Source organism: Halorarum sp. SLYT50, assembly GCF_059821265.1.
Genome location: NZ_CM187555.1, coordinates 1,332,086 through 1,348,067 on the forward strand (window position 1 = coordinate 1,332,086; position 15,982 = coordinate 1,348,067).

Annotated in this window: 16 protein-coding genes; 4 read left to right on the plus strand and 12 right to left on the minus strand. The window is 69.8% G+C overall.

Annotation, left to right across the window (positions count from 1 at the left end; all coding sequences use genetic code 11):
- Position 1: 1 nt before the first annotated feature.
- The 8 genes from AC6RUA_RS07040 to AC6RUA_RS07075 form a co-directional block, all read right to left on the minus strand.
- A complete protein-coding gene (locus AC6RUA_RS07040) occupies positions 2-1,036 on the minus strand; it encodes a S66 peptidase family protein (RefSeq protein WP_499815220.1) in 1,035 nt (344 codons plus the stop codon).
- A 3-nt stretch (positions 1,037-1,039) separates the two neighbouring features.
- The gene (gene hisS, locus AC6RUA_RS07045) at positions 1,040-2,353 is read right to left on the minus strand and encodes a histidine--tRNA ligase (RefSeq protein WP_499815221.1); all 1,314 of its coding nucleotides are present in this window, start codon (positions 2,351-2,353) and stop codon (positions 1,040-1,042) included.
- 74 nt (positions 2,354-2,427) lie between these two features.
- Positions 2,428-3,312 (minus strand): EamA family transporter, encoded by an 885-nt coding sequence (locus AC6RUA_RS07050; RefSeq protein ID WP_499815222.1) that lies wholly within the window; start codon positions 3,310-3,312, stop codon positions 2,428-2,430.
- 45 nt (positions 3,313-3,357) lie between these two features.
- Positions 3,358-3,951: a DUF7411 family protein gene (locus AC6RUA_RS07055; protein WP_499815223.1), complete on the minus strand. Its 594-nt coding sequence runs from the start codon at positions 3,949-3,951 to the stop codon at positions 3,358-3,360.
- A complete protein-coding gene (locus AC6RUA_RS07060) occupies positions 3,952-4,302 on the minus strand; it encodes a DNA-binding protein (RefSeq protein WP_499815224.1) in 351 nt (116 codons plus the stop codon).
- A gap of 197 nt (positions 4,303-4,499) precedes the next feature.
- Positions 4,500-5,159, minus strand: a complete 660-nt coding sequence (locus AC6RUA_RS07065; RefSeq protein WP_499815225.1) for a helix-turn-helix domain-containing protein — start codon at positions 5,157-5,159, stop codon at positions 4,500-4,502.
- Positions 5,160-5,283: 124 nt separating this feature from the next.
- On the minus strand, positions 5,284-5,739 hold the full coding sequence (locus AC6RUA_RS07070; protein ID WP_499815226.1) for a 30S ribosomal protein S19e: 456 nt from the start codon (positions 5,737-5,739) through the stop codon (positions 5,284-5,286).
- Between the two features lie 109 nt (positions 5,740-5,848).
- Positions 5,849-6,877: a lysylphosphatidylglycerol synthase transmembrane domain-containing protein gene (locus AC6RUA_RS07075; protein WP_499815227.1), complete on the minus strand. Its 1,029-nt coding sequence runs from the start codon at positions 6,875-6,877 to the stop codon at positions 5,849-5,851.
- Between the two features lie 110 nt (positions 6,878-6,987).
- On the opposite strand from AC6RUA_RS07075, the gene thiL reads away from it, so the two are divergent.
- Positions 6,988-7,857, plus strand: coding sequence for a thiamine-phosphate kinase (thiL, locus tag AC6RUA_RS07080; RefSeq protein ID WP_499815228.1), 870 nt, complete (start codon positions 6,988-6,990; stop codon positions 7,855-7,857).
- Positions 7,858-7,926: 69 nt separating this feature from the next.
- On the opposite strand, the gene AC6RUA_RS07085 is transcribed toward thiL, so the two are convergent.
- The 4 genes from AC6RUA_RS07085 to AC6RUA_RS07100 form a co-directional block, all read right to left on the minus strand.
- The gene (locus AC6RUA_RS07085; protein WP_499815229.1) at positions 7,927-9,063 is read right to left on the minus strand and encodes a site-2 protease family protein; all 1,137 of its coding nucleotides are present in this window, start codon (positions 9,061-9,063) and stop codon (positions 7,927-7,929) included.
- A gap of 176 nt (positions 9,064-9,239) precedes the next feature.
- The gene (locus AC6RUA_RS07090) at positions 9,240-9,515 is read right to left on the minus strand and encodes a DUF7123 family protein (protein ID WP_499815230.1); all 276 of its coding nucleotides are present in this window, start codon (positions 9,513-9,515) and stop codon (positions 9,240-9,242) included.
- 265 nt (positions 9,516-9,780) lie between these two features.
- Positions 9,781-10,569 carry a molybdopterin synthase gene (locus AC6RUA_RS07095; protein WP_499815231.1) on the minus strand — a complete coding sequence of 263 codons (789 nt, stop codon included), beginning with the start codon at positions 10,567-10,569 and terminating at the stop codon, positions 9,781-9,783.
- A gap of 50 nt (positions 10,570-10,619) precedes the next feature.
- Positions 10,620-12,128, minus strand: coding sequence for a right-handed parallel beta-helix repeat-containing protein (locus AC6RUA_RS07100; protein WP_499815232.1), 1,509 nt, complete (start codon positions 12,126-12,128; stop codon positions 10,620-10,622).
- A gap of 161 nt (positions 12,129-12,289) precedes the next feature.
- On the opposite strand from AC6RUA_RS07100, the gene pyrH reads away from it, so the two are divergent.
- The 3 genes from pyrH to AC6RUA_RS07115 all read left to right on the plus strand — a co-directional run bounded on the left by pyrH (position 12,290) and on the right by AC6RUA_RS07115 (position 15,924).
- Positions 12,290-13,006: a UMP kinase gene (pyrH, locus tag AC6RUA_RS07105; protein WP_499815233.1), complete on the plus strand. Its 717-nt coding sequence runs from the start codon at positions 12,290-12,292 to the stop codon at positions 13,004-13,006.
- Positions 13,003-14,703, plus strand: a complete 1,701-nt coding sequence (gene lysS, locus AC6RUA_RS07110) for a lysine--tRNA ligase (protein ID WP_499815234.1) — start codon at positions 13,003-13,005, stop codon at positions 14,701-14,703. Before pyrH ends, lysS begins: the two co-directional genes overlap by 4 nt.
- An 87-nt stretch (positions 14,704-14,790) precedes the next feature.
- A complete protein-coding gene (locus AC6RUA_RS07115; protein ID WP_499815235.1) occupies positions 14,791-15,924 on the plus strand; it encodes a DUF7972 family membrane protein in 1,134 nt (377 codons plus the stop codon).
- Positions 15,925-15,982: the final 58 nt, after the last annotated feature.

Sequence of the window (15,982 nt, forward strand, 5' to 3'; positions counted from 1 at the left end):
CTCACACCTCCGCGGGGTCGGGGAACCGGACGGCCCGCGCGTCGGCGTCGAGTTCGACGGGCGCGCCGAGTGGGAGCGGGAGGACGGGCGCCGCGTGGCCGAAGTCGAGGTCGAACACCACCGGCACGTCGGCGTACTCGTCGACCGTCTCGGCGACCGTCTCGCGCTGCTCGCGGCGGTACCGCTCCCGGACGCCCACGGTCAGCACCGTCCCCGGCGTCTCGGGCCGGCCGACGAGGAGCGCCTCGACCCGGTCGAGCACCCCCCGCTCGCCGAGCGCGACGAGGAACCGTTCGAGCACCGCGGACTCGGGCGTCTCGCCCGACGTCTCCACCGCGAGCACGCTCCCCGGTTCGACCACGTCGGGGAAGTACGACGGCTCGCCGAGCATCAACTGCGTCTGAAGCATCGAGAGACAGCCGCCGACGACCGGCCCCCGGGCCGAGGCGGGGGCGTGCCACGTCCAGCCGTCCGAGTCGAACCACGTCCGGGGCTCGTCCGACTCGAGGTCGTAGTACTCGTCGGTCCACTCCTCGGCGGCCGCCACCTCGTCGAACGGCGTCGCCCCGAACGCTCTCGAGACGTACTCGCGTGTGTACGGGTGCATCTCGGGGTCGGCGACCAGGTCCGGGAACAGCTGTCCGCCGTAGAACGAGACGAGACCGGCCGCGTTGAGGAACTGGTGGAGGTGGGTGTTGTCGCTCGACCCGTAGAACCGCTTGGGGTTCGCGCGGACCACCGCGGGGTCGAGTGCGTCGACCAGTTGGAGACCCAGGTTGCCGCCCATCGCCGCCATCACGCCGTCCACCTCGTCGTCCTCGAACGCGCGGTGGACGTCGGCGGCGCGCTCGTCGGGGTGGTCGCGGAGCCACGCGGTGTCACGCCGGGCGGTGTCGTAGACGCGGGCGTCCAGTCCGAACGAGTCGAGGCGCTCGACCCCCCGCTCGACGGCCCCTTCCGGCGGCGCGTGCGAGGGGGCGACGACTGCGACGGTGTCCCCCGCCGAGAGCGCCGGCGGGTACGTACGGTCGACCACGGGTCAGACGAAGTCGTCGTACGTCGGGCGGTCGTGCTCGCCGGGGAACGCGTCGACGGGGGCGGTCGTCTGGTCGCCCGACGACATCTCCTTGAGCGTCACGTTGCCGTCAGCGAGGTCCTGTTCGCCGACGATGACGACCGTCTCGGCGTTGATGGAGTCCGCGTATCCCATCTGCGCGCCGAAGCTCCGGTCGGAGACGTCCGTCTCGACGGCGTGCCCGCGCCGGCGCAGGTCGCGAGCGACGCGGGCGGCCACATCGCGCGTGTCGCCCACCTGCAGGACGTAGTAGTCGGTCGTCACCGCCGCCTCGGGCAGGACGTCCGCGCGTTCGAGCAACAGCGTGAGCGGGGCGTACCCCGGCGCGACCCCGACGGCGGGGGTCGGCTGGCCGCCGAACGTCTCGATGAGGTCGTCGTAGCGCCCGCCGCCGAACACCGAGCGGGACACCTCTCCCGTGGCGTCGAAGCACTCGAACACGGTGCCGGTGTAGTAGTCGAGCCCTCGCGCGGTCCGCAGCGAGAGGTCGCAGTAGTCGCCGACGCCGAAGTCGTCGGCGGCCGCCAGCACCGCCCGGAGGTTCTCGACGGCGGCGTCCAGGTCGTCGCTCCCGGCGAAGTCGGTGAGGTCGTCGAGGTTCGCCGGGTCGCGCACGCCGAGCAGGTCGTCGAACTCGCGCGCCTCCTCGTAGCCGAGACCGGCGTCCGCGAGCAGGTCGAGGTACTCGTTCTCGTCCATCTTCTCGGCCTTGTCGACCGCCCGGATGGCGGCCGGCACGTCCACGTCCGCCTCGAACGAGCGGAGGAGGCTCCCGAGGATGTCGCGGTGCGAGACGCGGAACTCGAACTCCTCGCCCGTCAGTCCGAGTTCGGTGAGCGCGTCGGCGGCCGTCGCGAGTATCTCGGCGTCGGCCGTCGGGTCGCTGGAACCGAAGATGTCGACGTTCGTCTGGTAGAACTCGCGGAAGCGGCCCTGCTGGACCGCCTCGTACCGCCAGAACGGTCTGGTGGAGACCCACTTGACCGGCTTCGACAGCTCCTGCCCCTTCGCGGCGTACATCCGCGCGACGGTCGGCGTGAGTTCCGGCGCGAGCGTGACGTGCCGGCCGCCGTGGTCCTCGAACGCGTACAGTTCGTCGACGATGTCGTCGCCGCTCTTGTCGGTCCACATCTCCGCCCGCTCCAGCCGCGGGGTCTCTATCTCGCGGAAGCCGTAGCGCCGGGCGACGTCCTCGACGGTGTCGATGACCTCCCGGCGGGCCGCCATCTCGGGGGGGTAGAAGTCCCGGAACCCCTTCAGGCGCTCGTAGGTGGGCATGCGTCGGCGTTGTCGTGGCGGGCGGTTTAATCTCGTGGTTCCCCGGCGGACGGTCGCACGCCGCCCGTTCCCGGCTACGCGGCGAGCAGTCCCACGCCGCACACCGCGAACGCGGCGGCGACGAGGCGGGCGCGGAGTCGCTCCTCCCCGAGCACGACGCCGCCGAGCAACACCGCGACGACGGCCTGCGTGTTCACCACGGGCGAGGCGATGCTCGCAGAGAGGCCGTCGAACGCGAGCGACGTGAGGTGTTCGGCGGCCGCGACGAGGAGGCCGGCGGCGACGAACGTTCCGAACGCGGGCCGCTCGGCCGGCCACGACCGGACGGCGCTCGGGAGCAGCAGGAGGACGACGCCCCCGAGGACGACGGGGACGAGCGCCTCCGGAGGGAGTCCGACCCGGTCGAGCGCGGCGCGCTTCGACACGTCGCCGACGGCGTACGCGACCGCGGACAGTAGTGCGAGTTGCGCCGGTCGTGCCGTCGCCGCCCGACGGAGCGGTTCCATCGGGTCGCCGCCCCGGTAGTTGGCGGCGTACACCCCGAGCGTGACCACCAACACGCCCGCGACGGCCAGCGGCGGGACCACCGCGTCCAGCAACGCCAGTTCGAGGGGGAGCACGAACAGGGGCGCGACCTTGTTGATGGGCGTGACGTACGACACCTCGCCGAGCGCGAGCGCCTCGATGAACAGCACGTAGCCGACGCCGACGCCCAGGACGCAGCCGGCGAGCGCGAGCACGCCCCCGGCGCCGAGCGCCGAGGGAGTAGGGAGGTCGGCGGGCGAGACACGGGTCGCGGCGACCGGCGCGTACCACGCCAGCGCGCAGCCGTTGACGAGCACCGTGAGCGTCGTCGCCGGGACGCCCGCGAAGTAGCGCTTCAGCGCGAAGAGGTAGACGCCCCACAGCACCGCGGCGGCGAGGGCGACGAGGAGAGCCGGCGAGAGCGGGACGGTCATACCCGTCGCTCGCCGGGTGGGGTGAAAACGGTGCGGTTCGCCGCGTTACTCGCGCGTCCCGCGGACGTACGTCTGTTCGTGCGCCGGGAACACCTCCTCGACCGCCGCCGAGCCGTACTCCTCGCGGACGAGTTCGCGGAGTTCACCCTCGTAGTCTGCCTTGGGAACCTGCTCGCTCGGCCCCGACTCCACGTCGAGCGTCTCCGCGACGAGGCGGTCGACGGCCGACCGGCCGAACCCCGCGAGCGGCGAGAGGTAGTCGACGCCGTGGCGGTCCTCCAGCGACTGGGCGAACGCCCGCGAGACGGTGGGGACGCGGTCGTCGCGGCGCGTTCCGTCCGCCACCGCGTCGACGTCCGTCCCCGCGACGGATTCGAGCGCGTGCTCGTGGACGTGCTGGATGCCGTTACGCGGGTAGCCGTCGGCGCGCATGGCGTCGACGGCCGTCTCGGCCACGGTCCGGTCGAGTTCGCACGTCTCGAACGAGAACCCCAGCGCGTCGGCGGCGCGGGCGGCGTGCTCCCAGTCGTCGGTGACGCCGAAGTGCGCGGTGACGAGTCTCACGTCGTAGAACCGGTCGAGGACGAGCGCCGCGAGCGAGGAGTCCTTGCCGCCGCTGTACAGGAGCGACAGGTCCATTCAGCGGCGACGGATGTCGAAACTCTTCTTCTCCGGCTGGAGTTCCTTGAGGAGCGACTTCATCTGCTCCTCGTCGATCCGGTCGTTGATGCGGCCGCTCTGGGCGAGCGCCGTCACCTGCTGTTTCACCTGCTGTGCGAAGTCGGGCTTGCTCATCTCGACGGCGTTGAGCCGCTGGCGCGCGCCGTCGGTGAGGTACTGCTTGAGGAGCGCGTCCTGCTGCTGTTCGGCGCGCTCCTGTGCGGCCTGCTGCGCCTCCTCGTCGGCCCCACCCTCTGCCTGCTCTTGTAGCTCCTCCATCTTCTGCTGGCGGAGTTCCTCCAGTCGTTCGTCGTCGGGGTTCTCACTCATGTCACGTAGCGGTTACCGTGCGGACGGCAAAACGGTTGCGGGTGACCGAGCGTCGTCGCGCCGCCCGGTTCGGGTTTCCACCGTAGCGACCGAGGACCTGCGAAGCGCCCGCCGTACCGGTCGTGCGCGGCCGTACGACCACCCCGTATCCGGTGTCCGCGTACCCTCGTGTCTCCGACGCTCTCCCGCTCGGCGAGTCACTCCTCCGGGAGGGGACCGATGAGGACGGTGTCCTGGATGAGCGCGTTGTGGCCGCGACGGAGACGCTCGGAGAGCGCCTGGTGAGAGATGTCCAGGTCGTCCGCGACCTCCTCGAGCGTGGCGCGGCGGGGAATCTCGAAGTAGCCGGCCGTACACGCCGCCCGGAGGGCGCGTATCTGCTCGGCGGTCAGGCCGAACCGGCCGGACGGCTCCCCCTCCATCTCGCGCGTCGAGACCACCTCGAACGTGAGGTCGTGGGTGTCGCAGAACGCGCGGGTGTCGTCGAAGTCGTCGTCCGACGGGAAGAGGATGCGGAGCATCCACTCGTCGCTCACGCCGTGCATCTCCATCACGGTCGCTCCGGTGTTGGTGAGCATGTAGAACAGCATCTCCACCATGTCGACCCAGTCCATCTGGTAGAGCCACTCGTCGCCCAGGTCGACGAACAGTTCCCAGTTGTCGACCGTCGGGTCGTCGTCGAACGCCGTTTCGAGTCGGTCCCGGTCGGCGCCCCGCGTCCACAGGAGCGGCATCACGACCCCGTTACCCGTCTCGACGACCCGTTCGCACTCGAACTCCGCGCCCGGGAGCACGTTCAGCGTCTCCGTGAGGGCGAACTCCTCGGCCGGGAGACGGACCACAGCTACGAGAGCCATACCCGATATCCGGATTCGAGAAGCCATAAACCGTCCGACAGCGACTCGCTCTCCGGTCGCGCGGCGACCGGACGGAGCGAGCGCTCGTCGGACGGAGAGCCACGAGAACCGTCGAACGGCGGCGTTACGCGTAGCGTTCCAGGTCGGGACGGTCGAGGTCCGCGAGCACCTCGCCGGCGACGTCGTCGAGGAACGCGCGCCCCTCGGCGGTCACGCGGCGACCCTCGCCCTTCGCCGTCTCGACGAACCCCTCGTCTTCGAGCTGCTGGAGCGCGACGCGGATGAGCTTGCGCGACCCGGCGACGTGCTCGGGGGGCGAGACCCGGTAGCGGGTCGAGCCGCGCTTGGCGCCGCCGTACTCGGTCGCGAGCCGCTCGACGCCGATGGGGCCCTTGTCGGCGACCTTCCGGAGCAGCGACGCCGTCCGGACGTACCAGAAGTCGTCCTGCTGGGGCGGGAGTTCGCGGTCGGAGCCGGCCTTGGTGAACTCCACCCAGTCGGGTTCGTCGATTCGGTCCTCGAGCCGGGCAGCGACCTCCCGAATGAGGTCGTCCGCCGGGACGTCGTAGAGGGTAACCATACGGGCGGATTCTGCGTCGTTCCGTTTAAAGCCGTCGTATCGCGGTCGTGACGGGCCGACGGCGGGTCCGCGCCCGTCGACGCCGCCGGTCCGGGGTATCCGCGCCCGGTCACCCGAAGCTGTCGACGCCGGCGAGGCTGAGGACCGTCCCGCCGATGACCACGGGGACCCAGTACACCGCCCCCCGGTAGATGACGACCGCCGCGAGCGCCGTCCCGGACCCGATTGCGACCGTCGGGAGCGCCGAGAGGACGGTCACCAGCACCAGTTCGATGCCGCCCGCGCCGCCCGGGAGCGGCGTGACGCCCGCGATGGCGCCCATCGGCACGACGAACAGCATCGTCGAGAACGGCACCTGCGCGCCGATGGCGAGAAACGCGATATACAGCCCCACCATCTGACACACCCACCCCAGCGTCGAGGCCGACAGCGAGAGTGCGATGCCGCGCCGGTCGGTGGCGACCCGTTCGATGGCCCCGAAGAAGTGGCCGATGCGCGACTCGATGGCGGTCTCAGAGGGGGGCGAGACGCCGGGGACGACCTTCGTCACCCACCGGAGAAACGGCGTCAGCGCCGAGACCACACGGGCCTCCAGTTCGTAGCGGTTCCGCCAACCGAGGAACACCGCGCCGGGGACGAGGACGGCGAGGACGACGAGGACGCCGGTGGCGACCCGGAGCTGTCGGCCGAACGTCGTCTCGGTAGCGAAGTACGCCGCCCCGATGAGCGCGAGCGTGACCGAGGGGACGAAGTTGAGCGTGTCCACGCTCGCGATGGCCGCGAGACCGCGCTCGTACTCGGTGTCTGCCACCTTCGAGATGAGCAGCGCCGTGACCGGTTCGCCGCCCGCCTGTCCGAACGGCGTGACGTTGTTCGAGAACATCGCGCCGTTGAACACCAGAAACGACTTGCCGAGCGAGAGGTCCGCGCCGAGTACGTCGAGGACCGTGTAGAGGGCGAACGCCCACGCCGCCAGCCAGGCGAGCGTCGCGCCCACCACGAGCGCGACCATCGCGGGGTCGGCGCGAGCGAGTTCCGCGAGGAGGTCGTCGACGCCGACGAAGTAGAGCATGACCGCGAAGACCGCGAACGCGCCGAGGAAGCCGACGAGCGTGGCGCGCAGTTGGTCCTGGTCCATGGGCGGGCGACGCCCGGGCGGCGTATCAACCCGTCGAAACGGCCGGATGGCCCGCCGAGCGGGACGCGAAGAGGGAAACGGTTTCGGGGGTCGCGGGAGAACCCGGCCCGATGAACGAACGCGAGGCGCTCGCGGCGCTGGCGGCCGACCTGCCGGCGGCTGGTGACGACTGCGCCGTCGTGGGCGACCACGTGCTCACGACGGACATGCTCCACGAGACGACGGACTTCCCCGACGGCGTCACGCGCTACACGGCGGGGTGGCGGGCCGTCGGCGCCTCGCTGTCGGACGTGGCGGCCATGGGGGCCGAGGCGGAGGCGGCGGTCGCCGTCTACGCCGCCCCGTCGTTCGCCGCCGACGACCTCCGGGCGTTCGTCCGGGGCGCCCGCGAGGTCTGCGCCGGCGTCGGCGGCGAGTACGTGGGCGGTGACCTCGACAGCCACGCGGAGTTCACCGTCGCCACGACCGCGCTGGGTGCGACGACCGACCCGGTCCCCCGGTCGGGCGCGTCGCCGGGCGAGGCCGTCTGTGTGACCGGGACGCTCGGACGGAGCGCGGCCGCCCTCCGGTTCTTCGAGCGCGGCGACGCCGAGCGGGGGAACGAGCTGTTCCGGTTCACCCCGCGCGTCGCCGCCGGGGTCGCGCTCCGCCCGTACGCGACGGCGATGATGGACTCGAGCGACGGCCTCTCCCGCTCGCTCCACCAGCTCTCGGAGGCGAGCGACTGCGGGTTCGCGGTGCGCGAGGCGGCCGTTCCGGTCGACCCCGCGGTGCGCGAGGTGAGCGAGGACGACGAGGAGGTGCGCGAGCGCGCGCTGTTCGTCGGCGAGGACTTCGAACTCGTGTTCACGCTCCCGGAGGTCGACCTCGACGCCGCGCGCGAGGCGTCCCCGACGCCGCTCACGCGGGTCGGGACCGCGACCGACGAGGGCGTCACGCTCGACGGCGACCCGCTCCCCGACCGGGGGTACGGCCACTGAGCGCGACGGACGACGACCGGCGAGGGCGTCACGCTCGACGGGACCGCGAGCGACGGTCCCTCGGACCACTCAGACGGTCATCACCTGGATGGGTACGAGCATGAAACACAGCAGCCCCAGCGCGAACGTGAGGACGCCCACTGCCATCCGTTTCGGTCCCAGCCGGGAGTCGTCGATGGGGTGGGCTGGACCGCGGTACGCGATGAACGCGGAGAACACGCCCCAGAACGCCCAGAGCCCGACCGACTCGTTCAGCCCGAACCCCTCCACGTAGTGGAGGTACGCGGCGAGACCGAACAGCGCGACGGGCACGAGTGCGGCGACGGTCTCCTGTCGTTCCCCCACCATCGCGCGGACGATGTGGCCGCCGTCGAGTTGGCCGACCGGCAGGAGGTTCAGGACGGTGAAGAACATCCCGACCCACGCGCCCATGATGACCGGGTGGGCCGTCTTCGTCGGGTCGGCGTACCCCGTCTGCTGGCCGATGGCGGCCGCGATGATGTCGAGTAGGGGCGGGTTGTTGAAGACGATGACCTGCCCGCCGGCCGAGAGCACGTCCGGAGGGACCGTCATCGGACCGAGCGAGAGACCGACGACGGTGACGACCACCGTGGCCGCGAGTCCGGCGAGGGGGCCGGCGACCCCGATGTCGAACAGCGCCTTCCGGTCAGGCATCTGGCCGCGCATCCGGATGACCGCGCCCATCGTCCCGAACGGGATGAAGAACGGGATGACGTACGGCAGCGACACGTCCACGTCGTGGTACCGCCCCAGCACGTAGTGGCCGAGTTCGTGCGTCATCAACACCCCGAGGACGGCGGCCGTGAACGGCCACGCCCGCAGGACGACGAGCGGGTTCCGCTCGATGGCTGAGAACGGGATGTAGTACCACGCGAACGCGCCGACGAGCAGAGTCGAGACGACGGTGGCCGTGAACAGGAGGAGGTTGAGCCACGGGACGCCGTCGACGCCGTTCGAGTACGGTCGGGCGACGATGACGTCGAGGCCGCTGTCGGTGCGGGCCGCCTGCACCTCGTACCCGCGCTCGCGAAACGCCGGCCAGACGCGTTTGAGCAGGTCGCGCTCGCGCAGTTCGCTCACGCCGTAGTAGAGGACCCGCTCGCCGTCGGTCCGGACGTCCGAGAGGTGAAAGACCGCGTCGAGTTCGGGGGGACGGGGGACGTCGCGGGAGTCCGCGTCGCTCATCGCCCCGTGTTAGAGCGGCGACGTCATAAGTCCTTATCGGGGGCCGTCGTTCCCGGGAGGGAACCCGGCGGCCACGAGCGGGGCGCTACCGGACGAACGCTGCCGAAAACGGGAAATGGGAGGGCGGGGAACGGTGCGGGGCCGGTGACCGCGGGGACCCGAGCGCTCGCGCCGTCTCAGGCGGTGGAAGCGGGTTCGATACGCCACGTGGTCGCACTCGTGTACGACCACTTCTCGATGGAGAGTTCGGTGGCCGAGTCGCGGAGTTTCACCATCAGCGCGCCGATTTCCTTGGGGGAGAGGCCGACCTCGTCCGCGATGAACTTGCTCTTGAAGTAGAGTTCGCCGTCGCGGGCGCGGTCGAGCAGGTAGCCCTTGAGGCGCTCTTCCTTGGACTCTGACTGGCTATCGGCGTCGGTGGCGTCGGTGGAGGGGTTCGCAGTTGCGCTCATCTATGTCACCTCGATTCCACCAAGCCGCTACGGGGACATATAAAGGAGAGTCCGTTGGGGGTAATTCGGACCCCTTCACGCCGTCACGGCCGTGAATTGGCGAAAACTGGACCTTTCAGAACGGTTCGAGAGGCGTTTAGACGTTTTATAGAATCAGTAGGATGCTTACTTCGGCTGTGAACGACGCTCGTCAGACGGAGGACGGACGCGGGGTTATCCGGCTATTGTTGCCTGATTCTACCGCTCCTCGTGACGGCGCTGTCGCTCACGCGCGCTCGTGGACCCAGAACTCCTCCGCGGTCGTGGTCTCCTTCTTGAAGATGGGAACTTCGTCCTTGAGCCGGTCGATACCGTCCTCGACGGTCCGGAACGCCTCCCGGCGGTGGCCGGCGAGCACGACGACGAAGACGATGTCCTCCCCCTCGGGGATGACGCCGACGCGGTGGGCCATCCGCACGTCGAAGACGCCGTCGCGCTCCGCGAGTTCGCGCTCGATACGCGTCATCCGGTCTTCGGCGACGCCCTCGTACTTCTCGAACGCGAGGTGGGTCGTGCGGTCGTCGTCCGGCCCGTCCCGCGCGCGGACCCGGCCGGTGAACGTCGCGATGGCGCCCGCGCGGTCGGCCTCGGCAGACGCTTTCGTCTGCCGAATCAACGCCTCGAGCGTCACGTACGGTTCGGTGTCGTCGACTCGGGTCGCGAGCGCGTCCGGGTCGAGTTCGTCCGCGCCCGTCACCCGGTCGAGCACGTCGCCGGCCACCTCGCGGTCGCCGACCACGACGGTCGGTACCCGGAGGCGGGAGAACCCGGCGACGAGCGCGTAGTCGTACTCCGGCGCGAGTCGGTCGAGGAGCGCGCCGAAGGAGTCGTCGGTCCCGCTCGCACTCCAGCCCCCGTCCGGGGAGAGCGCGACCGTCGCGTCGGCCGGCCCCTCGGAGGCGGATCCGCCGGCGGACTCGTCTCGCCGGACGGTCGCGACGCGGCCGTCGAGGCGCACCGCGACCGAGTCGAGTAGGGCGTCGGACCCCGGCCCGACGACGCTGAGCACCTGCATGGTCGAGGGAGGGAGGCGGACGGGCATATGCCTTCGGCCGCCGGGAACGCTCAACAGTCGGTAGTGTTGTTCCGGACGACGTTGTCGGTGGACTCGTCGTCGATGGCGAGCGCCGCGCCGGCGTTTCCGCAGATAGTGTTGTCCTCGACGAGGTTGTCGTCGGAGTCTGCGAGTGAGATGCCGTCGCCGGCGTTGTCCCGCACGGTGTTCCCTCGGAGTTCGTTGCCGTCCGCCCCGATAAGGCGTACTCCGTCGCCGTCGTTCCCCTCGACGGTGGTGGTAACCACCAGATTCCCGTCGCCGCCCGGGTCGCCGACCAGTTTCCCGCCGTAGATGGTGATGCCCGCTCCTCGCATCCTGCTTCCGACGATGGCGTTCCCCCCAGTGGTCGGCCCGACAGTGATGCCGCTCGACTCGAAGACGTTGTACACGAACTGGTTGTTCCCCGAGTACTCGCTCACGGAGACGTCGGAGGCAGCCAAGTAGTTCCGGACGAAAGTGTTCCCCCCGCTGTTGTCGAAGAACGAGAACCCACCGCGGTTGTCGACGAACCGGTTGGACTCGAACCGATTCGCTCCGCTCCCCTCGGTGGCGAAGAACGCTCCCCAGCCGTACACCCGCTCGCCGTCGCTCGTCCGGTAGTCGTTGTTCCGGAAGCGGTTCCCCTCGAAGGTGAGGGGGCCGGCCGAGAGGCACTCGACGCCCGTCGCGTTGTTCTCGACGGTCACTCCCCTGAACAGACAGTTCCGCGCTTCGCCGACGGAGACGCCCGTCCCGAAGTCCGTGACCGTCAGGTCCCGTACCGTGACGTCGGCCGGACCGCCGGACAAGTACTCGCCCATCAGGACGCCGGTCGGCCCCGACCACGTCTCGGTGTCGACCCCCGGTCCGCGGACCGCGTGTCCGTTACCGACCAGCGTCACGCCGTCGGGGTAGCCGACCGCCTCGTTCCCGATTCGGATACCCGGACCCCCGTCGGTGACTTCGATGTCGTCGACCAGAACGTACACCCCCGGTTCGGTGATGGTCGTCGGCTCCCCGATTCCGGTCAGCGACTCCGAGCCGTCACAGGGGAGCGACACCGTGAGTTCGTGGGTGCCCGGTCCGAACGTCCCCGTCGCCGCGTCGAGGAGGTCCTGCTCGGCGTCGAACGAGAACTCCCCACCGTCGAGCGGGTACGCTACGAGCGAGAAAGTGCGCTCACAGCCCTCTGCGACCGTGAACTCGACGGTCGCGGTACCGTCGACGACGCGAATCGGAGCGGCGGTAACGCACGCGTGTATCTCGGGGTCGAGCGAGTTGAGCCACGTGTCCCGTTCGACGACCACCCCGCCGTCGCCGTGAACGTACTGGACGAGGCGGTTCTGGCGGCCGTAGAAGGCGTCCGGGGTCGCACCGAGCGTCTCGATGGGGTCGCCCGCGACGAAGTCCACCTGGTAGTAACAACGGTCGTCCGACTGCGCCGCGGCCCGTCGAGGAGCGCCGAGACCGAGGACTCCCGCGGCGACCGCCCCGGCTCGGAGCACACCTCGCCGTGTCAGCCGTCTCGGTCGTGTCATGACGTTCACACCCAGTCAGGAACACATAAACGACCACGACAGTTCATCTTCGTAGAGCGGTATTACGGCCGGTTACTGCGTGGTTTCCTCTCCGAGAACGAAAGAGAGACGGCCGGCGGGGTTCGGGAGCCTTAAGAGCGAATCGGAGCAACGCCGGTGTAATGAGAGTCGTCCTTTCGCTCGGCGGGAGCGTGCTGGCCCCCGACCTCGAACCGGAGCGGGTGGCGGGCTACGCCGCCGCCGTCGAACGGTTGGCTGACGAGGGGTGCTCGCTCGGCCTCGTCGTCGGCGGCGGCGGCGTCGCGCGCGAGTACATCGGCGCGGCCCGCGACCTGGGCGCGAACGAGGTCCAACTCGACCAGATCGGTATCGACGTGACGCGCATCAACGCCCGACTGCTCGTCGCGGCGCTCGGTAGCGGGGTGGACCCGACACCGGCGCGCGACTACGACGAGGCCGGCGACGCCATCCGCCGGGGCGACATCTCCGTGATGGGCGGGGTGATGCCCGGCCAGACGACGGACGCCGTCGCCGCGGCGCTCGCGGAGTACATCGACGCCGACCTGCTCGTGTACGCCACCGGCGCGAACGGCATCTACGACGCGGACCCGAACGAGGTGGACGACGCCGTCCAGTTCGAGGAGTTGACGCCGACGGAACTCGTCGAGGTCATCGTGCCCATGAGCCGGGACGCGGGCGCGTCGGCGCCCGTCGACATCCTCGCGGCCAAACTCATCGAGCGCGCCGGGATGCGCGCCGTCGTCCTCGACGGGAACGACCCCGCCTCGGTCGAGAGCGCGGTGCTCCGGGGAGAGCACACCGGGACCGACATCGTCCCCGAGGCGGGCGAGCGACCGTCCTACTGGGCACAGCGATGAGCGCGGACGACACCGGCGGCACGGACGGAGCCGACGACGGGCACACGGACCCGCACGCGGTCGGGCGCGGCGAGGACGGGGAGGACGACGGAACCGAGTACCGCGCCTTCTGGGCGGACGAGGTGGCCGACGAGATAGAGGCGCGCGACCCCGACGACCCCATCGTCGTCAAGGGCGGCGTCTCCCCCTCGGGCATCCCCCACATCGGGAACTTCAACGAGATACTCCGGGGCTACTTCGTCGCGGAGGTGCTCCGCGAGCGAGGCCACGCCGTCCGGCAGGTGTTCACGAGCGACGACAAGGACGCGCTCCGGCGGCTCCCACGGACGCTCGCCGACGCCGACTGGAACGTCGTCGGACTGAACGACGTGGACGCGAGCGCGCTCGGCGAGAACCTCGGAAAGCCGTACACGGACGTCCCGGACCCCTTCGGAGACAGTCACCCCTCGTACGGCCACCACTTCGCCGCCCTGCTCCGGGAGTCGGCGGAGATGGTCGGGGTTCCCGTCGAGATGCTGTCGAACACGGACCTGTACGCCGACGGGACGTTCGACGACGTGGTCGAACACGTCCTGCGGAACGCCGACCGGGCGCGCGAGGTCCTCTCGAAGTACCAGGACAAGGTGGACGAGGACTACGTCCCGTTCATGGCCCAGTGCGCGCAGTGCGGCGTCCTGACGCAGGACATCACCGCGGTGAACCTCGACGAGCGGACCGTCGAGTACCGCTGTTCGGGCATCGAGGCCGGCGGCCGGCACATCGAGGGCTGCGGGCACGAGGGCACCGCGACGTTCCGGGACGGGAAGCTCCCGTGGCGCTTCGAGTGGCCCGCCCAGTGGCAGGCGCTCGGCGTCGACTTCGAGCCGTTCGGGAAGGACCACGCCGAGGGGTCGTGGCCGAGCGGCGAGGACATCGCGCGCAGCGTCCTCGGTATCGACCCGCCGGTGCCGATGGTGTACGAGTGGTTCACGCTGAACGGGGAGGCGCTCTCGTCGTCGGAGGGGAACGTCGTGACCGTGAAGGGCGTCCTCGACCTGATCGAGCCGGAGGTGCTGCGTTACTTCTTCGCCCGGAACCCGAAGAAGGCGAAGGACTTCGACACCGAGCGGGTGGACCAGTTGGTGAACGAGTTCGACCGCTTCGAGCGGGTGTACTTCGGCGAGGAGGACGACGAGACCATCGCGTCGCTGGCCGAGCGGGCGTACCCGTTCGTCGTCGAGGACGTGCGCGCGGACCGGGTGCGTCTCCCGTACACGTTCGCCGCGGTGCTCGGGATGGTCGACGACCGCGAGTTCCGCGTCAAGATGGCGATGGACGAGGGCCACTTCGACGAGGACACCCCCGAGTGGGCCATCGAGGACGCGCTCGAACGCGTCGAACGCGCCCGCCGCTGGGCCCAGCGGTTCGACAACGAGTACAACTACCGCCTCCAGACCGATCTCCCGACCCACGAGTTCGACCCGGCCGTCCGTGACGCGCTCGACGACCTCGCGGCGTTCGTCGCCGAGGGGCACGACGGCGAGGCGATACAGGGGGAGATATACGAGACCGCCCGCCGGCACGGGGTGGAGGTAGCGGACCTGTTCACCGCGGGCTACCGCCTGTTCTTCGACGAGACGCAGGGACCGCGACTCGGCGAGTTCCTCGGGGAACTGGAGCGGGAGTTCGTCGTGGCCCGCCTGCGACGGGACGGGTGAGGGCGGCCAGCGACCCCCCGAGACCGCCCGTCGACGCGGGAGTGGCAGGCCGAACGTTCATGAGCGACAGCCCAGTGGCTCGGAGTGATGGGCGAGTCCATCCAGAAGCGGCAGCCGACGGCGGGGGCGGAGTCGGACGAGGAGCGGGAGGCCGCCACGGAGCGCGAAGCCGACGAGGAGGGAGACGTCTACACGGCGCCGAAACTCAGCGAGGGAGTCGGCGAGGTACTGCGTCGCCCGCGGGAGTGGTTCTTCCTCCTGGAGGACCGCGTCCTCGTCGCCGGCTGTCTGCTCGTCGCCTTCCTCGCGTTCTTCCTGACCGTCGACCTGCTGCTCGGCGTCGGGAGCGGCGACCTCCAGCCGATGTTCTACGTCTTCGGCGGCCTCATCGGCGGCAACCTCACCCTCATCACCATCGTCATCTCGATAAACCAACTCGTCGTCTCCAGACACATGAACACGCCCGGGGGCCTGCGCGAGGAGATCGAGGGGGTCAACGAGTACCGGGAGGCGGTCGAGGAGGCGTTGACCCGCGAAGTCGCCCCGGTCACGCCGTCGGACTTCCTCCAACTGCTCCTCGAAACCGCACAGGGGGCGATCGAGTCGGCCCAGAGCCACGCCGACGAGATCACCGACGAGGAGGTCGAAGAGGAGATATCCACCCTGCTCGACGACCTCGGGCGGAACCTCAGACACACCGACCACGTGCTCCGACGGTCGGACGTCGGTATCTTCGAGGCGCTCTCGGTCACGCTTCGGACGAACTACTCCGAGGAGATATACCGGATACGGAGCATCCAGACGGCCCACGAGGGCGACTTCCCGGCCGAACTGGACGACGTGTTCGACGACCTCGTCGTCCGAATCCAGCAGATCGACGTCGCCCGGCAGTACTTCAAGACGCTGTACCTGCAGGACGAGCTTTCGTACCTGTCCCGGACGCTCCTGTACGCCGGGGTGCCGGCCGAGCTCACGTCGATAACGATGCTGTTGTTCTTCGCGGGGAACATCGAGTTCCCCCTGTCCGGGGTCGCCCTCTCGGTTCTGATTCCCGTCGCCATCGTGGTCGCCTCGGCGCCGCTCGCGCTCGTCTTCGCGTTCATCCTCCGGCTCTCGATCGTCGCCCGGCGAACCGCCGCCATCACGCCGTTCACGACCGCCCAACAGGAGCAGTCGACGGAGTTGATCGAGGAGCAGGCGGTCTCCGAGACCGAGGGCTGACCGGCCGGTCAGTCAGGTCGGTGATACCGAAACCCTTAGGCCGCGAACTCCGAATACG